The organism is [Mycobacterium] fortunisiensis (genome assembly GCF_019050325.1).
Taxonomy (GTDB): domain Bacteria; phylum Actinomycetota; class Actinomycetes; order Mycobacteriales; family Mycobacteriaceae; genus Mycobacterium; species Mycobacterium fortunisiensis.
This window is the reverse complement of sequence record NZ_VOMB01000027.1, coordinates 61,008-80,398: the sequence shown is the minus strand read 5'-3', so window position 1 is coordinate 80,398 and position 19,391 is coordinate 61,008. Positions and strand designations below refer to the sequence as shown.

Sequence of the window (19,391 nt, the reverse complement as noted above, 5' to 3'; positions counted from 1 at the left end):
GGAGGGGTGGTGCCATGGCCGTACCCATCAGGGCTGATTCCGCTCGCGTTCCTCCTGTCGACTTCACCAGCGCTGAGCAGGCCGCGGCGTTCATCGGTGCCCGCTGCCTGCAGGACGGGCCGGTCGGGCAGGTGGGTCTGGAGATCGAGGCGCATTGTTTCGACCTCGCCGATCCGCTGCGTCGCCCGGGCTGGGATGAGCTGTCGCACGCCATCGCCGCGGTGCCCGCCCTGCCCGGCGACAGCCGGATCACCGTCGAACCCGGGGGTGCCGTCGAGCTGTCCGGCCCGCCGGCCGACGGTCCCGGTGCCGCGATTGCCGCACTGCTCGCCGATCGGGCCGTGCTGCGCGCGGAGTTCGAACGCCGCGGCCTGGGCCTGGTGTTGCTGGGAGCCGATCCGGTCCGGCCCACGCAGCGGGTCAACCCTGGGCCGCGTTATCGCGCCATGGAGCAGTTCTTCGCGGCCAGCGGGTCGGCCGAGGCGGGGGCGGCGATGATGACGTCGACCGCGTCGGTACAGGTCAACCTCGATGCCGGCCCGGCCGACGGCTGGGCGCAGCGGGTGCGGCTGGCACATGCCCTGGGCCCCACGATGATTGCCATGACGGCGAACTCGCCGTTGTTGGACGGGCAGTTCACCGGCTGGAAGTCCTCACGGCAGCGGGTCTGGGGGCAGTTGGATTCCGCGCGCTGCGGGCCGGTGCTCGGCGCCGACGGTGACGATCCGGCCGACGACTGGGCGCGGTACGCGCTGCGGGCCCCCGTGATGCTCGTCAACACGGCCGAGGAACCCGGCGCCGTGCCCGTGGTCAATTGGGTGCCGTTCGCCGACTGGGCCGACGGACGCGCGGTCCTCGGGGGCCGCCGCCCCACCGAAGCCGACCTCGAATACCACCTGACCACATTGTTCCCGCCAGTGCGGCCGCGGCGCTGGCTGGAGATCCGCTACCTCGACAGCGTCCCGGACGCGTTGTGGCCCGCGGTGGTGTTCACGCTCACCACGCTGCTCGACGATCCGGACGCCGCCGCGATCGCCGCCGAGGCGACAGCTCCGGTGGCTGCCGCCTGGGATCGGGCGGCCCGTGTCGGTCTCGCTGACCGTCGGCTGCAGGAATCGGCGCTCGCCTGCGTGACGGCGGCGGCCGAGCGGGCACCGGCCGGGCTCGTGGAATCGATGGGGCTGCTGACGCGTTCGGTTGAGCAAGGACGCTGCCCGGCCGACGATTTCGCCGATCAGGTGGTGGACCGCGGAATCGCTTCGGCGATGCGCCAATTGGTGAAAGGCGAGCTTTGACCTCTCGCGAGACGCTGGCACAGCAGCTCAGCCGGGCGCGGGACCGTACGTTGCGCCTGGTCGACTTCGACGATGCCGAATTGCACCGCCAATACAGCCCGTTGATGAGCCCGCTGGTCTGGGATCTGGCCCACATCGGCCAACAGGAGGAGCTGTGGCTGTTGCGCGGTGGCGACCCGGATCGCCCGGGCCTGCTGGCTCCGGATGTCGACCGGCTCTACGACGCTTTCGTGCACACCCGCGCCAGCCGTGTCGGCCTTCCGCTGCTGCCGCCCACCGATGCCCGCAGCTACTGCGAGACGGTGCGGTCGCGTGCACTGGACGCCCTGGACTCTCTCGGTCCCGATGACGCCGGGTTCACCTTCGGCCTGGTAATCAGCCACGAGAATCAGCACGACGAGACCATGCTGCAAGCGCTGAACCTGCGCACCGGGCCGCCGTTGCTCGATGCGGGCAGCGCGCTGCCCGCGGGCCGATCCGGGCTGGCCGGCACGTCGGTGCTGATTCCGGGTGGGCCGTTCGTCCTCGGGGTCGACGAGCTCACCGAACCGCACTCGCTGGACAACGAGCGGCCCGCGCACATCGTGGACATCCCGGCGTTCCGGATCGGCCGGGTGCCGGTCACCAATGCCGAGTGGCGCGAATTCGTCGACGACGGCGGCTACCACCAGTCCCGTTGGTGGTCCGCGCGCGGCTGGGCACACCGGCAGGAGGCCGACCTGACTGCACCTCAGTTCTGGGGGCCGGACGGCACCCGCACGAGGTTCGGCCACGTCGAGACCATCCCGCCCGACGAGCCGGTCCAGCACGTCACGTTCTTCGAAGCCGAGGCCTACGCCGCCTGGGCCGGGGCCCGGCTACCCACCGAGATCGAATGGGAGAAGGCCTGCGCCTGGGATCCGGTGGCCGGTACCCGCCGCAGATTCCCTTGGGGCGCTTCGGAGCCCACCGCTGCGCTGGCCAACCTGGGCGGTGACGCGCGTCGGCCCGCGCCGGTGGGGGCCTACCCGGCCGGGGAGTCGGCCTACGGTGTCGAGCAGATGCTGGGTGACGTGTGGGAGTGGACCACCTCCGGCCTGCAGCCATGGCCAGGTTTCACCCCGATGGTGTACGACCGCTACACCGAACCTTTCTTCGACGGTGATTACCGGGTGCTGCGCGGCGGCTCCTGGGCGGTGTCGGCCGACATCCTGCGGCCCAGCTTCCGCAACTGGGACCACCCGGTCCGGCGGCAGATCTTTTCCGGTCTCCGCTTGGCCTGGGACTGCGGCGATGCGCCGATTGCGCGAAGCGGGATCAACTGATGTGCCGGCACCTGGGTTGGCTCGGCGCCCCGCGTTCGGTGGCGACGCTGGTGCTCGATCCGCCGCAGGGCCTACTGGTGCAGTCCTATGCGCCGCGGCGGCAGAAGCACGGTTTGATGAACGCCGATGGTTGGGGTGCAGGGTTTTTCGACGGAGCCGTACCTCGGCGCTGGCGTAGTGACAAGCCGTTGTGGGGCGACGCGTCGTTCGCGTCAATCGCCCCGGCGTTGCGTAGTGGGTGCGTGGTGGCGGCGGTGCGGTCGGCCACCATCGGCATGCCGCTCGAACCGTCGGCCTCGGCCCCCTTCACCGACGGGGACTGGCTGCTGTCGCACAACGGGATCGTCGACCGTGCCGTGCTGCCGCTGACCGGGGCCGCCGAGTCCGTCGTGGACAGCGCCGTGTTGGCCGCTCTGATCTTCGACCGAGGTCTGGACGCGTTGGGCGCCACCGTCGCCGAAGTGGGTGCGCTGGATCCGAATGCCCGGCTGAACATTTTGGCCGCCAACGGCTCTCGTATGCTGGCCACCACATGGGGGGACACCTTGTCGATGCTGCAACTGCCGGACGGCGTCGTGCTCGCCAGTGAACCCTACGACGACAACCCCGGCTGGTACGACATCCCGGACCGGCATCTGGTTCACGTGGCTGACTCGCGTGTCGAGCTCACACCTCTGAAAGGTTCGGTATGACGCTGACCCTGTCCAATTACCTGGCTGCGGATTCGGCGGCCACCGCGCTGCGTCGCGATGTACGCGAAGGGCTGACGCATTCGCCGAAGATGCTTCCGCCCAAGTGGTTCTACGATTCGGTGGGCAGTGATCTGTTCGACCAGATCACCCGGCTGCCCGAGTACTATCCCACCCGCACCGAGGCGCAGATCCTGGCCGACCGTTCCCCGGAGATCGTCGCCGCCGCCGGGGCGGACACGCTGGTCGAGTTGGGCAGCGGTACCTCGGAGAAGACCCGGATGCTGCTCGACGCCATGAGTGACAGCGGGCAGTTGCGTCGCTTCATCCCGTTCGACGTCGACGCGGGTGTGCTGCGCGCGGCGGGCGAAGCGATCGGCCGCGAGTATCCGGGCATCGAAATCGACGCGGTGTGTGGGGATTTCGAGGAACACCTCGGCAAGATTCCGGCGCTGGGACGGCGGTTGGTGGCCTTCCTCGGATCGACGATCGGCAATCTGACGCCTGGTCCGCGCGCAGATTTCCTGGCCGCCTTGGCGGACACCCTACAACCCGGTGATGCGTTGCTGTTGGGCACCGACCTGGTCAAAGACACCGACCGGCTGGTTCGCGCCTATGACGACAGCGCCGGCGTCACCGCGGCGTTTAACCGCAACGTGCTCTCGGTGGTGAATCGCGAACTTGACGCGGATTTCGACCTCGACGCCTTCGCGCACGTCGCCAGGTGGAATGGCGACGAGGAACGTATCGAGATGTGGCTGCGTGCGGTCAAGGCACAGCAGGTGCGGGTGGCGGCCCTCGATCTCGACGTCGAGTTCGGCGCCGGTGAGGAGATGCTGACCGAGGTTTCCTGCAAGTTCCGGTCCGACGGGGTCGCCGAGGAATTAGCGAGAGCCGGTTTGCGCCAGACGCATTGGTGGACCGATGAAGCCGGCGACTTCGGGTTGTCGCTGGCGGTGAAATGAGTCTCGCGCAGCAGTGGGCCGAGGCCCGTCCCAAGGTGGCCGGGTTGCATCTCGACAGCGGTGCCTGCTCGCGGCAGAGCCTCGCGGTGATCGATGCCGTGACGGCCCACGCCCGTCACGAGGCTGAGGTGGGCGGTTATGTGGCGGCCGAGGCGGCAGCTCCGGTGTTGGAGGCCGGCCGGGTCGCAATCGCCGCGCTGACCGGCCTGCGGACTTCTGACGTCGTGTACACCACGGGATCCAACGATTCTTTGGACCTGCTGCTGGGCAGTTGGGCCGGGGAGCGCACCCTGGCCTGCCTGCCCGGTGAGTTCGGACCGAACCTGGCGATCATGGCCGCCAACGGTTTTGCGGTGCGCGCGTTGCCGGTCGACGGGAATGGTCGCGTCGTCGTCGACGATGCCGCCGCGCAGCTGTGCGCCGATCCGCCGGCGCTGGTGCACTTCACGGCGTTGGCGAGTCACCGGGGGATCGCCCAGCCGCTGGCGGCAATGGTGGCCGTGTGCCGGGCTGCCGGGGTTCCGATTGTGGTCGACGCCGCGCAGGCGTTCGGACACTTGGACTGTGCCGTCGGCGCCGACGCGATCTACTCGTCGTCACGAAAATGGCTGGCCGGGCCCCGTGGTGTGGGGTTCCTGGCAGTTCGACCTGAACTGCTCGCGCAGCTCCAGCGGCGCGTCCCGCCGGCGGACTGGAATGTGCCGATGACTGTGCTGCAGAGTTTCGAGAACGGCGAACACAATGCCGCGACGCGCCTTGGGTATTCGGTGGCGATCGGTGAACACCTCGCCGCCGGGCCGGAACTGATCCGCGCGCGGCTCGCTGAACTGGGGCGGACGGCGCGGCAGGTGCTGGCCGAGGTGCCCGGTTGGCGGGTGGTGGAACCTGTGGATGAGCCCACCGCGATCACAACGCTGGAACCCACCGATGGCGCAGATCCGGCGGAGGTGCGAGCCTGGCTGATCGCCGAGCGTGGAATCGTCACCACCGCATGTGAATTGGCGCGGGCACCGTTCGAGATGACCAAGCCGGTGTTGCGGATTTCCCCGCATGTCGACACCACGGCCGAGGATTTGGAGCAGTTCGTCGAAGTTTGGCAGGCCGCACCTTAGCTTGGGCCAGCCTGGATGGTGGCGTGACCGCTGCTGATTGCTGTACTGGCGGACATACTGCCGGTGCGATAATGCTGCAAGGTGACAGCCATCTAGCGAGGGGGGCGTGTGAGTGCGCTTGACGCGTTCCTGTCGACATGGTCGCAGGCCCGCATGACGTTTGGTCAAGGCGTACCGGACGACGGCTCAGGGTATGACGGCAGCGAGCGGCTATTGCAGTTGCGGTCCAATATTGAATCTGCAGCACCTGATCACCGCTGGCAAGGCACTGCCTCAGATGCATATGCGAGCGCAAACAAGGAGCACGCTGAGGTTTATGGAAAACTTGCTGACTTGGATAAGCGGTTGGCTGCGGAGGTGAAGAATGCGGCTGATGTGGTGACCGTTGGCCGGAAAAACCTCGATGAGGTCCGCAGTTGGGTTGTCAGCATGGCGTCTACGGTACCGAATAATCAAGTTGGACGATTGATGATGCTATCGGTCGCCAATAAGGGTATCGGTCAGATTGACCAGATCATCAGGAACTCAACGGGTGAAATGGCTGCAATAGGTGAGCGCGTTGTGGCCGTAACCGGCGAGTATGACTCTATTACTGGGAACATGAAGTTCGGCCCGGGTAGCGATTCGAAACGGAACAATGTGCAGGCTGCGAACTTCAAGCAGCATCCTGCGGATGAAGACGACATGAAGAAGCCCAGCGACGAGGAACCGGGCAAGAAATCGAGTAAGGGTAAATCTTTCGGCAAGGGCAGCGACACGCATATTCAGACTCATGGCGAGACTGAAGAGCAGTGGGGACATCCGACAGACACTCACGAGATTTGGCCGAACAACCCCGGAAAAACCGGCACTTTTGATGGCGACCATGGTAAATGGGAATGGCACGGGCCAGGTATGCAGGGGGAGGCTTATGGCAGTCAGCATTCTGATGGCGTCAAAGGCAAAGCTGATGCGGGTGCGTGGGGGCTGAAGGGGGAGGGGAGCTGGTCTCGAGAAATTTTTGGAAATCCGTTCGAGATTACAGGCCATGGTGGCGTCGGTGTACACGGTAATGCTGACGGCGTACTCACAGATCATGGAGTTTCGCTCGGCGCAGATGGATTTGCCGGCGGCGAGCTCGGCGTAGGGGCTAAGTACGATGCAGGGCCAGTTGACGTGAGTTTGGATGGTACTGCGCAGCTCGGTATAGGTGCGGATGCTCACCTCGATGCGGGAATGGAGGGTGGGAAATTTGTTCTTGGAGGAACATTTGGCTTCGCTTTCGGGCCGGGAGCGAAAGTTTCCCCACATATTGCTATTGACCCTGACTTGGTAACCGGTGGTGTGAAAAGTGCTACCGACTGGTTAGACGGTTTGTTTGATTGATCCTCTACCGGCAAAATTTGAACGGTAAGATGCCGCCATTATCAATGGAGACGATTTTGAGTCAACAGATGCTCGGGTGATCCGATGACGCGCGAATTGCCATTCTCGATTACTTTCGAGCTTCCTCACGGGTGGGAGCTTGTATCTCCGGAGTCCTGCGATCAACCTGACGCTGCCTATGTAGCTGTGCGCATGGCGAATGCCTCTGACGCGGTCGCTACGAATATAGTCATCAGTGGATTCGGTCAACTCGAAAGAACAGTTGATGTTGAGGCCATGGCGATAGAATATATCGAAAAACTGAGGTCCCTCCATTCGGTCGAGGTTATGAATCATCACGTGATGACTGATGGCCCCGCGCAGGAAGTCGGTCAGGTGTTGCGAATCGGGTATTTGCTGGACGGTTTGCCGACGCGTCTGAACCAGATACAGATCATCAGCGCGTATCCCGGCCTCGGCAATAAGAATTCAGTGGCGGTCATTCAATTATTGATGACTTGTCCAACTGAATTGTTTGATCAGGCTAAACATGAATTTCGACAATTTGTGGGTACGATCGGACCGTCACGGTAGATCGTACATCGATATAGAAAAGGGGCTGCTTTGTTGCCTTCAGCGCGTATATTGCCATTGCTCGTGCCGGGGTTGATGGTATTTCTGGGTGCTTGCCATGTTTCGATCGGCACCGATGCAAAGTCGTCAGATTTGTCGACCTCGCCTGCGACTGAGGAAGTGCAGGCCGCTGTCCCTAAAGGCGACTTAGAGCAGATCACTGCGCAGCAAATTCGCGAACAATCCGGCGGCGGTCCTATCGTAATTAAATGTCCTGGTGATCTTCCCATAAAATTGGGTGCAAATCAACGGTGCGTTCTCTCGCAAGATGGTAATCGTTTCTTTGTTACCATCACAATTACCAAAGCTGGTTCGCCAAATGATGCAGTGTGGGACTGGGAAGTTGGCGAGCAGATCTCTGGCCGCGGAGTTGGCGGATAAGCGGCGGTCAATGGTCTAGTTTTGAATTCCTGCGATCCAGAGGAATAGCCGTATGATGCCGTATCCGGCAAAAAATATTGGCGTGACAAGGATAAAAGCCGCAGTGAGTTGAAGGATTAGTGGTTGGCGTTCTTTTAAACCTTGCTGGCGCGCCACTAGGCGAATCAGGTCTCGGCCTTCTCGGGAATTGAACCGATAATCCACTACGGGCTGGACACGGCCGTGATCCGAAATCGCCCAGATTTTCTGCCGAGAGAAGGAAAAGATCCGGCCGCCCTGAACCTCCATTGTCGCGCCAAAGCCTGGGACGCCGCCTCGCCATGCGACGTTGATCTGTCGATCGGTGATCGTGAACGAGGACTTCCGTTCGGTCACGCGCCAACGGAAGCTTTTGCGTAGGCCAGCGCGGTTGTAGAGATCCCACCACTGAGCGTTGACAATATCCAGTTGTACGTCGAAGCCCTTCTGGGTCGTGACTACGCAATACGGTGTTCCTTGCGTGGCTGCGGCGACAGCGTCTCTGAAAGCAGACATATGGGTCGATACCTTACTTCTTGCATGCAGGCGGTGATAGCTCGCCGACGATGGCATTGTGCAATGAACCACCCCTGCCGGAGGCTTCGTTCGGTTGACAAGGCCTGTCGTCGTACACCCATCGCCGGGGCTGGACCAGCGCTGTAATTGCAACCGCAGTCCACCCTGAAATTCTTCAAAGGCGACGAGCCGAGCAAGAGTCCATTCTGCGCCTGGATCAACGATCCATTCGAACCGGAGGAATTACCTCCCGACTGGGAACCACCTCGACCGCTTCCACCGGACCCGGAGGACCCGCCGTTCTGACGCGGCGGGTTACGTCAGCCTGCCTTGTGCGCGCTCAGCAAGAACGCCGGCATCTTGATGCGGCCCTTGTCATCCTGAGCGTGCGGCGGTAGCTCGAACGGAACATCCGCGGGCACCGGGACAGGATTGGAGTGAATGAATGCCGGCCGGATCTCGTCGATCTCCCAGTACTTCGACACCGCCGCCCGCAACTCGTCTTCGTCCACCTCGTTGGGCTTGGTGTCAATCTCGGCCGGGAATGCTCCCTTGGCGAACACGAGCACGTAGTAGTGCGCACCCGGCGCCGAGGCCCGGTGGATGGATTGCAGGTAGCCGTCACGCCCCTCGACGGGCAGCGAGTGGAACAGTGTCGAATCCACCACGGTGTTGAACCGACCGTCGTAACCGGTGAACGAGGTGATGTCGGCCTGGGCGAAGCTGGCCGTGGACAAACCACGCACCTGCGCGGCGTTGTTGGCCGCGGCGATGGCCGTCGGGCTCAGGTCCAACCCGACAACGGTGTACCCGTCGGCGGCCAAGGACAGTGACAACTCCGCATGGCCGCAGCCGGCATCGAGCACGTCGCTGCGGAACTTCCCGGCCTGGTGCAGCGCGGCGAGCTCAGGCTGGGGCTCACCGATGTTCCACGGTGGCGGACCCTCGAACCCGGCTTCCCCCTTGTATGCGCCGTCCCAGTCCAAGACCTGTTCAGAAGACATGACTCCAACGTACGCGTCTCAATCCCAGGTATGGACCGGCTCATTGCTGTGCATCAGCTGGACGTAGCGCCGCAGCATCTCGGCCAGGGCCGCCGGCCTGCTCTGCCCTTGTGATTGCAGGGCTTGCACCGTCGTCACCTGCCACGTCGCCCCGGTCCGGCCGGTCTTTGCCCGACCTTCGATGACCCCTAGGTAGCGGTCGCACACCTCGGCGGCCACGCCCCAGCTACGCAGCCCGTCGTGCGCCATCGGCAGCAGCTGGCGCAGCACCAGTTCGTCGGGTGTCACCTCGCCCAGCCCGGGCCAATACAGCCGCGCGTCCATGCCGTGCTGGGCGCCTTCGGTGAAGTTGTGGTGGGCGGCGGCGAAGCTCATCTTGGTCCACAGCGGCCGGTCCTCCTCGGACAGTGTGCGCAGCAGGCCGTAATAGAACGCTGCGTTGGCCATCATGTCCAGCACGGTCGGGCCGGCCGGCAGCACCCGGTTCTCCACCCGCAAGTGCGGGCGCCCGTTGACCACGTCGTACACCGGGCGATTCCAGCGGTAGATGGTGCCGTTGTGCAGTCTCAGCTCGGCCAGCTGCGGTGCCCGGCCGGCCGCGAGCTCGGCCACCGGATCCTCGTCGGACACCTCGGGCAGCAGCGACGGGAAGTAGCGCACGTTCTCTTCGAACAGGTCGAAGATCGAAGTGATCCACCGCTCGCCGAACCACACCCGCGGCCGCACCCCCTGCGCCTTGAGCTCCTCGGGGCGAGTGTCGGTGGCCTGGGTGAACAGCTCGATGCGCGTCTCGGCCCACAACTGATGGCCGAAGAAGTACGGGGAGTTGGCCCCAACGGCGAGCTGTGGGCCGGCCAGCACCTGGGCGGCGTTCCAATTCCGGGCGAAGTCGGCGGGGGACACCTGCAGATGCAACTGCATGCTGGTGCACGCCGACTCCGGCGCGATCGACGCCGACTGCAGGCTCAGCCGTTCCGGCCCGGAGATGTCGATCGGCATGTCCTCGCCGCGGGCGGTGAAGATCGAGTCGTTGAGCGCCTGATAGCGGGTCGACTCGCTCATCCAGCCGTCCGACAGGTGCTCGGGCATCAGGGTCGGCAGGATGCCCACCATCACGATGTGCGCGCCGTCTTCACTGGCCTTCAACTCGGCGGCGTTGAGACTGCGCCGCACCTCGTTCTCGAGCTCCAGCGGTTCCCGCCCGGGCAACGGACGTGGGGGAACGTTGAATTCGATGTTGTAGGCACCCAATTCGGTTTGATAGGCGGGATCGGCGATCGCCGCCAGCACCTCCGAGTTCGACATCGCCGGCTGGTAGTCGTCGTCGACGAGGTTGCACTCGATCTCCATGCCGGTGAGCGGACGCTCGAATTCGAAACTCGACTGGCCGAGCATGGTTTCGAACACGTCCAGGCACAGCTGGACCTTGCGCCGGTACTCCTGCCGGTGCGCGCGGCCGAACTCGGTGTTCTTGACCTCTTCGCCCACACCGCGATGCAACAACGCGAAAGGCCCGACGCGCAGCAGAATGGCCAAATGAGCTCAGCGGCGGAGGAGGACGACCAGGGCGGGCTCGAACAGGTCTCACACGCCGACCGCGTCGCGTCGCTCACCGGGGTGCGCGCAGTGGCGGCGCTGACTGTGATGGGCACCCACGCCGCCTACGGCACCGGCCTGTTGTCGCAGGGCTACCTGGGTCTGATGAGTGCGCGCCTTGAGGTCGGGGTGGCGATCTTCTTCGTGCTCTCCGGGCTGCTGCTGTTCCGTCCGTGGGTGCAGGCCGCCGCGGCCGGGGCGGAGGCGCCCAGTACCCGACGCTACGCGCGTAATCGGTTCCGCCGCATCATGCCCGCCTATGTGTTCACCGTCCTGGTGGTCTACGGCATCTACGAAATCCGGCCGGTGCAACCGAATCCCGGGCACACCTGGACCGGCCTGCTGCGCAACCTCACCCTGACCCAGATCTACAGCGACAACTACTTTGCCGCTTACCTGCATCAGGGCCTGAGCCAGATGTGGAGTCTGGCGGTCGAGGTCGCGTTCTACGCGGTGCTGCCGCTGCTGGCCTACCTGTTGCTGGTGGCGTTGTGCCGCAGACGGTTTCGTCCGGTCGTGCTGCTGGCCGGCCTGGCGGTGCTGGCCGCGGTCAGCCCGCTGTGGCTTGTGTTACTGCACAACAATTGGTTACCGGTGGGCGGTGGCACCTGGCTGCCGCATTATCTGGTCTGGTTCGTCGGCGGCATGGTGCTGGCGGTGCTGGGCACCATGGGGGTGCGCTGTTATGCGCTGGCGACGTTGCCGTTGGCGTTGGCCTGCTATCTGGTGGTGTCCACCCCGATCGCCGGCGTCACCACGGCCGTGTCCCTGGGCCTGACCGAGGACGTGGCCAAAACCATGTTCTATGCGCTCATCGCCACGCTGGTGGTGGCGCCGTTGGCGCTGAGCGGCGGCGGGCTCTATGCGCGGGTGATGGGCAGCCGGCCCATGGTGTGGCTGGGGGAGATCTCCTATGAGATCTTCCTGCTGCATGTGGTCGCCATGGATCTGGTGCTGGAATTCGTTTTGGGGTGGAACGTCTATACCGGTTCGGCCACAGTGCTTTTCGCGGTCACACTGGCGGCGACCATTCCGTTCGCGTGGCTGCTGCACCGGCTCACCCGGCCGCGCGGGCGATGACGACCTGCGGCGTCATCAGCCCGCCGCGCAGTTCGACCTCGATCGACGGGTCGGCGTGCCGGGCCAGACGCCGCAGGGCTGACGGGCTGTAGCTGCGCAGCGAGCTGATGATGCCGTCGTGCACGAATGGCACCACCGGCGCGAACGGCAGCATCGTGGCGAGCCGCACCAGGTGCAACGGGGCCGGTGGCCGCGGCAGGTCGATGATGAGCAACTGATCGGCGACCCGCGTGCCCTCGGCGAACACCCGAGACGCCGCCGCGGGCCGCAGGTGATGGAAAGACAGCGCGAAGATGGCCAGGTCAAAGCTCTTGTCGGGGGCGTCGATGGCGGTGGCGTCCATCTCGCGCACCACGGCCCGCGGATGGCTGCCCAGCTCGCCGGCCGCGATGTTGGCCACCGAGACCGGATTGATGTCGGTGACGGTCAGCTGCGCGGTCGGGTGATTCTCCAGCAGCTTGCGCGACACCTGGCCGTGGCCGGCGCCCAGCTCGAGGATTTTCGGATCGGGCACCCCGGCGATCAGGTCGAGCGCGGTGGCCGCGAACTTGTCGTGGTTGCCGAAGAACTCCCCGGTCCACTCCAGCGCGCGGATCACGCTGCGCTTCACGCCGTCGTCGACGTCATCGCGGTCCAGGTACTCGGGGCGATCGGTCTCCAGCAACCGGTCGAGGCATGACGCGTCCGGCCCGCCACGGGGCATGCGATCGATATCGGTTGAGTCAGCGGCCATGTAAGCCATGATGTACCAGTGGCCGACTTCGTAGCTGCAATCGATCAGGGCACCACCAGCACCCGATGCATGATCTTCGATCACGACGGCGCCGAGGTGGGCCGTCACCAGCTCGAACATGAGCAGATCATGCACAGGGCCGGGTGGGTGGAACACAATCCGGTCGAGATCTGGGAGCGGACCGCCTCGGTGATCATGACCGCGCTGAACAAGACGAATCTGTCGGCCGGCGACCTGGCGGCGCTCGGTATCACCAACCAGCGCGAGACCACCCTGGTGTGGAACCGGCACACCGGCCGCCCGTACCACAACGCGATCGTCTGGCAGGACACCCGCACCGATCGGATCGCCGCCGCGTTGGACCGCGACGGGCGCGGCGACGTGATCCGGCGCAAGGCCGGCTTGCCGCCGGCGACGTACTTCTCGGCCGGCAAGATCCAGTGGATCCTGGAGAACGTCGACGGGGTCCGGCGCGACGCCGAGAACGGTGACGCGATCTTCGGCACCGCCGACGCCTGGGTGACGTGGAACCTCACCGGTGGGTACCGCGGCGGCAGCCATGTCACCGACGTCACCAACGCCAGCCGCACCATGCTGATGAACCTGGAGACCCTGGACTGGGACGACGAGTTGTTGTCCTTCTTCTCGATTCCCCGGCAGATGCTGCCCGAGATCAAGCCGTCGTCGTATCCGGAGTCCTTCGGGATCACCCGCGACGACGGTCCACTGGCCGGGCAGGTTCCGGTCACCGGGGTGCTGGGCGATCAGCAGGCCGCGATGGTGGGCCAGGTGTGCCTGGCCGCCGGCGAAGCCAAGAACACCTATGGCACAGGGAATTTCCTGCTGCTCAACACCGGGGAGAAGATCGTCCGTTCCGACAACGGTCTGCTCACCACGGTGTGCTATCAATTCGGCGACGCGAAACCCGTTTACGCGCTGGAGGGTTCGATCGCGGTGACCGGATCGGCCGTGCAGTGGCTGCGCGACCAACTGGGCATCATCAGTGGAGCGTCCCAGAGTGAGGCGCTGGCCCGGCAGGTGACCGACAACGGCGGGGTGTACTTCGTGCCGGCGTTCTCCGGCTTGTTCGCCCCGTATTGGCGTTCGGACGCCCGCGGCGCGATCGTCGGGCTGTCCCGCTACAACACCAACGCGCATCTGGCCCGCGCCACGCTGGAGGCGATCTGTTACCAGAGCCGCGACGTGGTCGACGCGATGGAAGCCGATTCCGGTGTGCACCTTGAGGTTCTCAAGGTCGACGGCGGGATCACCGCCAACTCGCTGTGCATGCAGATCCAGGCCGATGTGCTCGGGGTCGATGTGATCAAACCCGTGGTCGCCGAGACCACCGCGCTGGGCGCGGCGTACGCGGCCGGCCTGGCGGTCGGCTTCTGGGAGAACGCCGAGGATCTACGGGCCAACTGGCAGGAGGGTCAACGCTGGAGCCCGCAGTGGGACGACGAGGCCCGCCGGACGGGTTACGCCGGCTGGCGCAAAGCCGTTGACCGCACGTTGGATTGGGTCGAGGTCTAGCTGGTCAGGTCGATCTGGCACCGGGTCAGGATCGAGTTGAACTCGTCGTAGTACTGCGCACCCAGAACGGCGTGCTTGGCCTTGTCATGGTTGCGTGCGGCGTCGGTGATCTGCTCGGCCAGCTCGCCGAGCCGCTTCGCGTGCGGGGCGACGTCGCCGGCGGTCACCTGGTCGGCGGCTTCGCGAATCAGCTTGGACCAGTTCTCGTAGTCGGCCGTCGTCGGTCCCTGATTGGCTTGGAAGGCGGGCATGATCGCGCCGGAGCTGGCGCGGGTGTACTGCACCAGGAGATCGGCCTGCCGGCAGCCCTTGTCCTTGACGTAGATCAGCGACACCGCCCCGACGATCACCAACACCGCGCACATCGCGGAGGCGGTGGCGATCGCCACGATCCGGGGTTCGGCGTCGGGAACCCGCCGCCGCCACATCACGTGGCCGAGGATGACGGCGGCCACTGCGAGCGCGGTCATGAGCGCGGCTTCGATCGGCTTGCCGACGCCGGAGGCCGAGCCGACCGCGCCCATGGTCGCGGCCGCGGCCAGGAGCACCAGCAGCCACTGCCAGAAGCCACGTCGACGCTCATAGGCATCGGCGTCACGGAACTGAAGCCCGATGACGGCGCCGGCGGCGGTCAGGACGGCGACCAGCGCCGGGACGATGACGGTGACGAGACTGTCCACGTGGGGCAGCCTACGGGGCGGCCCGAGCCGGGCGTTCATTACCGCCTCGGCCAGTGGCCAGGCGTCGGGTTGCCCGGCGGATGGGCTTCGAGGAGCTCTATGTGGCGGATTACGGTCACCATTGAGCCGTAACCCGCCACCTAGAGTCTGGCTAAGCAACGTGAGTAGTGTTGCGCCCCTCGTCCTACTCCTCGCCGAGGATCTGGTAGATCTCGCGGCGGGCGTTGTTGACGATGTCGAGGATGCGCTCTTGCTGGTCCTCGTTGGCGGTGAAGCTCGACTGCCCGACGGCGGCCATCAGCTGACCGAGGGCGCCGCGAAGGTTCTCGTGGCCGGGAGTCTCGTCTTCTTGGTCGGCGACGAACTGCTCCCACGGTGGGGTCTCGATGCCGGCCGCGGCCTGCCGGCCATCGGTGGTCAGCTCGAAAGTCTTCTTGTTGCCGTCGGTTTCGGCCGGCGCGATCAAGCCCTCGTCGACCAGCAGTTGCAGCGTCGGATACACCGAACCCGGGCTGGGCTTCCACAGGTTGTTGCTGCGGGTGGCGATTTCCTGGGTCATTTCGTAACCGTGCATGGGCCGTTCGGCCAGCAGCGTGAGGATGGCCGCGCGGACATCACCGCGTCGTCCGCGTCGTCCGCCGTGCCCGCGACGTCCGCCGCGGCCACCGGGTCCGAAGCCGAAACCGCCGCGCGGATCGAACCCGAAGCCGGGGCCGGGGCCAAAGCCGGGGCCACCGAAGCCCGGGCCGAAACCGGGGCCGAAGCCAGGACCACCGGCCTGCGCGCGCAGCTGGTCGCGCATTTCCCGACGGGCGGTGCGGGCGTTGCGGAACATGATGCGGGCCTCTTCGCGGCCGACGGGAACGAAGCCGAAACCGCCGGTGGGAGGGTTGAATGGGTTGTTCATGGGATGAGTCCTTCGTTGTCGTTGAGAAGCACCACACGGCGCTTCCGATAGGTCAACGATATATCGCAATCTATCGCGATGCAACGTCCCTGGCCCATTTTGCTTGCATGGCGTTGATCCGCAGGCCGAACTCCAGGGCGGCGTGGGCGTAGAAGTCCTCGTCGGAATCGCTCCAGTGGATGGACGCCTCGAGCTCCTTGAGCCTTGCCACCTCGGCCTCGGCATGGTCGGCGAGCGCGTTGAGGTGCTCGCGTGCCTGGTCGCGGGGGATTTCGCTGAGCAGGAACACCCGCAGCAGCTCGGCGCTGCGTTCGGGTGGATCGTCGGCCGGGTCGGCGATCCAGCGGGCCAGCTCGGCGCGGCCGTCGGGGGTGGCGCGGTATTCCTTGCGCCCGCGCGCACCCACCGCCGACACCTCGATCAACCCGGCGGCGGCCAGCTTGTTGAGCTCGCCGTAGAGCTGGCTCTGGGTGGCCGGCCAGACATTGGCCATGGATTTCTCGAAGCGCTTGAGCAGGTCGTATCCGCTACCCGGATGTTGTGCCAGCAGGCCCAGTGCGGCCATTCGCAGACTCATGGTGGCAGTTTAGCCTCCACTCTTGACATGTCAGTTATGGAATGTCAGCGTGTTCGGTATGACTTCCGCCCTGCCGATCGGTGAAACCGACTTCTTCCGTCGCGGTAACTATGCGCCCGTCGCCGACGAGCTCACCGAATACGACCTGCCCGTCACCGGCGCGATCCCTGCCGAACTCGACGGCTGGTACCTGCGCAACGGGCCCAACCCGCGCCAGGCCACCGCCCACTGGTTCACCGGCGACGGCATGATCCACGGCGTGCGCATCGAAGACGGTGCGGCCAAGTGGTACCGCAACCGCTGGGTGCGCACCGACAGCTTCATCGAGGACTTCCCGCTCTACAACGCCGACGGCAGCCGCAACCTGCGTGCGGCCGTCGCCAACACGCACGTCGTCAACCACGCGGGCAAGACCCTGGCGCTGGTGGAATCCTCACTGCCGTACCAGATCACCGACGATCTGGAAACCGTGGGCGCCTACGACTTCGGCGGCAAGCTCGTCGACTCGATGACCGCACATCCCAAGATCTGCCCGACCAGCGGTGAGCTCCACTTCTTCGGCTACGGCAGCATCGTCGAGCCCTACGTCACCTATCACCGCGCCGACGCGGCCGGCGAGCTGGTGCTCAACCGGCCGGTGGATGTCAAGGCGCACACCATGATGCATGACTTCGCGATGACCGCCGACCACGTGATCTTTATGGACCTGCCGGTGGTGTTCGATCTCGACGTGGCGATCCGCGGCGAGGGGGACATGCCGTACCGCTGGAGCGATGACTACGGCGCCCGGTTCGGCGTGCTGCGCCGCGACGATCCCGACGCGCCGATCCGCTGGTTCGACATCGACCCGTGCTACGTGTTCCACGTGGCCAACGCGCACGACGACGGCAATTCGATTGTGCTGCAGGCAGTGCGCTATCCGGAGCTGTGGCGCACCGACGGCGGGTTCGACGTCGACGGAGTGCTGTGGGAATGGCGCATCGACCTGGCCGCCAGCACTGTCGCCGAACGTCAGCTCGACGATGCCGGGGTGGAGTTCCCCCGCATCGACGATCGGCTGGCCGGTCTGCCCGCCCGGTACGCGGTGTCCGTCGCGGGCAACGCCTGGATCCGCTACGACCTGGCCACCGGCGTCGGCGTCCGGCACGACCTGGGGACCGGCGGGCCTGGGGAAGCGGTGTTCGTCCCCGGCGCGGGCCCGGCCGACGAGAGCAATGGCTGGTACCTGGGCTACGTCTACAACCCCGAGCGCGACGGCAGCGATCTGGTGATCCTCGATGCCGCGGACTTCGGTGGGAAGCCCGTCGCGAAGATCGCACTGCCGCAACGCGTGCCGTACGGGTTCCACGGGAACTGGATCAGGGCGTGAGCGGCACCTAGGTCATCGTGACGTTGGAGATCAACAGCACCGGCCAGCACACGATGGAGCCGAGGAACGAGACCACCTTGTCGGTGTTGTTGTGGATGCCCTCCAGATGTGCGGTGTGGGTGAGCGTCCACCCGACACCGACCAGGAAGTAGGGAATCCCGATCAGGATCAGCAGCCCGAGAAGCTCGGAGAGCTTCATCTCGTGTTCCAGGATTTTGCCGATCATCAGTGTCCGTTCAGGGTGTCGACGAGCATCGGGATGGCCCAGACGCCCCACGCGATCAGCGCCACGCCCGCACATATCAAGGACAGGAAAGAGATCCAGGCCAGGGTGCGGCGGGCCGGCCCGCCGTTGAGCCCCAGCAGCAGCTTCACGTACTCCATGCCGACGTCGATGAGACGGACCAAAACCATCATCGCGGGTGTCCTCCTAGGTCATCGTGACGTCGGCGAAGGTCAGCACGGGCCAGCACACGATCGATCCGAGGAAGGAGATCATCTGGTCCCAGAAGCTGTCTATCCCGGACAGGTGGGAAGTGTGGGTCAGTGTCCACACCACCCCGATGATCCCGTACGGAATCCCGATGAGGATCAACATCCCGATGTATTCGGAGACCTTCATCTTGTGATCGAGGGTGCGGCCGATCGTTCTCAACATGTCGAATATCCTTCTCAGATAAGGGCTTTGTTCTCGCGCAGCCGTAGCCGGAAGTCGCGCATGATGAGATAGAACGCCGCGAACCGCAGCGGCCGCGGCAGGAACCGGTTGACGAAGCCGACGAACAGGAACAGGTTGTCGAACCGCCGCTGATCCTTGGCGCGCCAACGCAATTGGAGCTGATCGCGGAACAGCGGCGGCAGGAAGCCGATCGTGAGAAACCGCAACAGCCCTCGCAACGGCAGCCCGAGCGTCGGCGTGATCATCTTCAGGTCCACCAGGTCGTTGATGAACTGCCGGGTGGCGTCGTCGGAGGTCACCCGCTCACACGCGACGTTCCAGTAGTGGTCGAACTCCTTGCGCGAGGACGGCCACATGTCGGCGGTCACCTGCAAGGTGGTGCCCAGGGTGCTGGCGCTCTGGTAGAACTGCTCGGCCTGCTCCTCGTTCATCCGGCCGTGCAGCAGCTGGTGGGTGTCCTCGAACCCGATGTACAGGCAGGCGGCCACCCACAGCTGAAGCTCTGGGTTGAAGGCGTTGTACTTCACCGGCGAGGTCGCGGTGCTGCGCACCATCCGGTGCGCGGAGTCGATGGCCTTGCGGTAGGCGATGCGTTCGGCATCGGTTCCCAGGATCGCCACCGCAAGGTACTGCTCGGTGGTGCGCAGCCGTTTCCACGGGTGCTTCATCAGCGCGCCCGACTCGACCTTGGACTCCATGACGCCGTAGGCCACTTCCGGCCAGCCCAGTTGCATCGCGACATTGGCCGCCGACCCGGCCGCGGCCCAGCCGTCGAAGGCGTCCTGGATCTGGGTGCGATCACACCGCGCGGAGTCCTCCCGCGCGGGCGTGTTGATCGGGATACGGGTCTGCGCGGTGGTCAGCGTCGGGGTGGTGTGCTGCCAATCCGGCAGATACTGCTGGGCCCGACGACCCGCCCGCTCCTGGTCGATCACCTCGGTCATCCCGCCACCCCTCATTTGTGGAAACGTATGTA

Annotated in this window: 22 protein-coding genes; 11 read left to right on the top strand and 11 right to left on the bottom strand. The window is 65.2% G+C overall.

Annotated features, from left to right (window positions below; genetic code table 11):
- The first annotated feature begins 14 nt into the window (after nucleotides 1-14).
- The 8 genes from egtA to FR943_RS24565 all read left to right on the top strand — a co-directional run bounded on the left by egtA (nucleotide 15) and on the right by FR943_RS24565 (nucleotide 7,723).
- Complete coding sequence (egtA, locus tag FR943_RS24600) at nucleotides 15-1,295, top strand: ergothioneine biosynthesis glutamate--cysteine ligase EgtA (protein WP_217160882.1); 1,281 nt, start codon at nucleotides 15-17, stop codon at nucleotides 1,293-1,295.
- Nucleotides 1,292-2,599: an ergothioneine biosynthesis protein EgtB gene (gene egtB / locus FR943_RS24595; protein WP_217160881.1), complete on the top strand. Its 1,308-nt coding sequence runs from the start codon at nucleotides 1,292-1,294 to the stop codon at nucleotides 2,597-2,599. Before egtA ends, egtB begins: the two co-directional genes overlap by 4 nt.
- Nucleotides 2,599-3,291, top strand: coding sequence for an ergothioneine biosynthesis protein EgtC (gene egtC / locus FR943_RS24590; RefSeq protein WP_217160880.1), 693 nt, complete (start codon nucleotides 2,599-2,601; stop codon nucleotides 3,289-3,291). Before egtB ends, egtC begins: the two co-directional genes overlap by 1 nt.
- Entirely contained in the window at nucleotides 3,288-4,253 is a 966-nt protein-coding gene (egtD, locus tag FR943_RS24585; protein ID WP_217160879.1) for an L-histidine N(alpha)-methyltransferase, read from the top strand. Before egtC ends, egtD begins: the two co-directional genes overlap by 4 nt.
- Entirely contained in the window at nucleotides 4,250-5,365 is a 1,116-nt protein-coding gene (gene egtE / locus FR943_RS24580; RefSeq protein WP_217160878.1) for an ergothioneine biosynthesis PLP-dependent enzyme EgtE, read from the top strand. Before egtD ends, egtE begins: the two co-directional genes overlap by 4 nt.
- 108 nt (nucleotides 5,366-5,473) lie before the next feature.
- A complete protein-coding gene (locus FR943_RS24575; RefSeq protein ID WP_217160877.1) occupies nucleotides 5,474-6,730 on the top strand; it encodes an EspA/EspE family type VII secretion system effector in 1,257 nt (418 codons plus the stop codon).
- A gap of 84 nt (nucleotides 6,731-6,814) precedes the next feature.
- Nucleotides 6,815-7,303: a hypothetical protein gene (locus FR943_RS24570; protein ID WP_217160876.1), complete on the top strand. Its 489-nt coding sequence runs from the start codon at nucleotides 6,815-6,817 to the stop codon at nucleotides 7,301-7,303.
- A 63-nt stretch (nucleotides 7,304-7,366) separates the two neighbouring features.
- The gene (locus FR943_RS24565) at nucleotides 7,367-7,723 is read left to right on the top strand and encodes a DUF4333 domain-containing protein (protein ID WP_217160875.1); all 357 of its coding nucleotides are present in this window, start codon (nucleotides 7,367-7,369) and stop codon (nucleotides 7,721-7,723) included.
- A 15-nt stretch (nucleotides 7,724-7,738) separates the two neighbouring features.
- Here FR943_RS24565 and FR943_RS24560 read toward each other — a convergent pair whose 3' ends face one another.
- The 3 genes from FR943_RS24560 to FR943_RS24550 form a co-directional block, all read right to left on the bottom strand.
- Nucleotides 7,739-8,257 carry a hypothetical protein gene (locus tag FR943_RS24560; RefSeq protein ID WP_217160874.1) on the bottom strand — a complete coding sequence of 173 codons (519 nt, stop codon included), beginning with the start codon at nucleotides 8,255-8,257 and terminating at the stop codon, nucleotides 7,739-7,741.
- Between the two features lie 320 nt (nucleotides 8,258-8,577).
- Entirely contained in the window at nucleotides 8,578-9,261 is a 684-nt protein-coding gene (locus tag FR943_RS24555; RefSeq protein ID WP_217160873.1) for a class I SAM-dependent methyltransferase, read from the bottom strand.
- A gap of 18 nt (nucleotides 9,262-9,279) precedes the next feature.
- Complete coding sequence (locus tag FR943_RS24550; RefSeq protein WP_217161213.1) at nucleotides 9,280-10,749, bottom strand: glutamate-cysteine ligase family protein; 1,470 nt, start codon at nucleotides 10,747-10,749, stop codon at nucleotides 9,280-9,282.
- A gap of 48 nt (nucleotides 10,750-10,797) precedes the next feature.
- Between FR943_RS24550 and FR943_RS24545 the strand changes: the two genes are divergently transcribed.
- Nucleotides 10,798-11,937: an acyltransferase family protein gene (locus FR943_RS24545; protein WP_217160872.1), complete on the top strand. Its 1,140-nt coding sequence runs from the start codon at nucleotides 10,798-10,800 to the stop codon at nucleotides 11,935-11,937.
- Here FR943_RS24545 and FR943_RS24540 read toward each other — a convergent pair.
- Complete coding sequence (locus tag FR943_RS24540; RefSeq protein ID WP_217160871.1) at nucleotides 11,915-12,679, bottom strand: class I SAM-dependent methyltransferase; 765 nt, start codon at nucleotides 12,677-12,679, stop codon at nucleotides 11,915-11,917. The two genes, FR943_RS24545 and FR943_RS24540, sit on opposite strands and share 23 nt — an antisense overlap.
- A 9-nt stretch (nucleotides 12,680-12,688) precedes the next feature.
- Here FR943_RS24540 and glpK point away from each other — a divergent pair, with 9 nt between their 5' ends.
- Entirely contained in the window at nucleotides 12,689-14,203 is a 1,515-nt protein-coding gene (gene glpK / locus FR943_RS24535; RefSeq protein WP_217160870.1) for a glycerol kinase GlpK, read from the top strand.
- Here the strand turns inward: glpK and FR943_RS24530 are convergent.
- The 3 genes from FR943_RS24530 to FR943_RS24520 form a co-directional block, all read right to left on the bottom strand.
- Nucleotides 14,200-14,883, bottom strand: a complete 684-nt coding sequence (locus tag FR943_RS24530; protein ID WP_217160869.1) for a hypothetical protein — start codon at nucleotides 14,881-14,883, stop codon at nucleotides 14,200-14,202. The two genes, glpK and FR943_RS24530, sit on opposite strands and share 4 nt — an antisense overlap.
- Before the next feature lie 184 nt (nucleotides 14,884-15,067).
- The gene (locus tag FR943_RS24525; RefSeq protein WP_217160868.1) at nucleotides 15,068-15,790 is read right to left on the bottom strand and encodes a PadR family transcriptional regulator; all 723 of its coding nucleotides are present in this window, start codon (nucleotides 15,788-15,790) and stop codon (nucleotides 15,068-15,070) included.
- Between the two features lie 70 nt (nucleotides 15,791-15,860).
- The gene (locus tag FR943_RS24520) at nucleotides 15,861-16,367 is read right to left on the bottom strand and encodes a PadR family transcriptional regulator (RefSeq protein ID WP_217160867.1); all 507 of its coding nucleotides are present in this window, start codon (nucleotides 16,365-16,367) and stop codon (nucleotides 15,861-15,863) included.
- Between the two features lie 58 nt (nucleotides 16,368-16,425).
- On the opposite strand from FR943_RS24520, the gene FR943_RS24515 reads away from it, so the two are divergent.
- Entirely contained in the window at nucleotides 16,426-17,736 is a 1,311-nt protein-coding gene (locus FR943_RS24515) for a carotenoid oxygenase family protein (protein WP_217160866.1), read from the top strand.
- Between the two features lie 7 nt (nucleotides 17,737-17,743).
- Here the strand turns inward: FR943_RS24515 and FR943_RS24510 are convergent, their stop codons facing one another.
- Genes FR943_RS24510 through FR943_RS24495 form a run of 4 tightly spaced genes read right to left on the bottom strand, consistent with a single transcriptional unit; the run spans nucleotide 17,744 to nucleotide 19,359 of the window.
- The gene (locus tag FR943_RS24510) at nucleotides 17,744-17,962 is read right to left on the bottom strand and encodes a hypothetical protein (protein WP_217160865.1); all 219 of its coding nucleotides are present in this window, start codon (nucleotides 17,960-17,962) and stop codon (nucleotides 17,744-17,746) included.
- Nucleotides 17,962-18,153, bottom strand: a complete 192-nt coding sequence (locus tag FR943_RS24505) for a hypothetical protein (RefSeq protein ID WP_076197153.1) — start codon at nucleotides 18,151-18,153, stop codon at nucleotides 17,962-17,964. Before FR943_RS24505 ends, FR943_RS24510 begins: the two co-directional genes overlap by 1 nt.
- Before the next feature lie 13 nt (nucleotides 18,154-18,166).
- The gene (locus tag FR943_RS24500; protein WP_217160864.1) at nucleotides 18,167-18,394 is read right to left on the bottom strand and encodes a hypothetical protein; all 228 of its coding nucleotides are present in this window, start codon (nucleotides 18,392-18,394) and stop codon (nucleotides 18,167-18,169) included.
- 14 nt (nucleotides 18,395-18,408) lie between these two features.
- Entirely contained in the window at nucleotides 18,409-19,359 is a 951-nt protein-coding gene (locus FR943_RS24495; RefSeq protein WP_217160863.1) for an oxygenase MpaB family protein, read from the bottom strand.
- Nucleotides 19,360-19,391 lie beyond the last annotated feature (32 nt).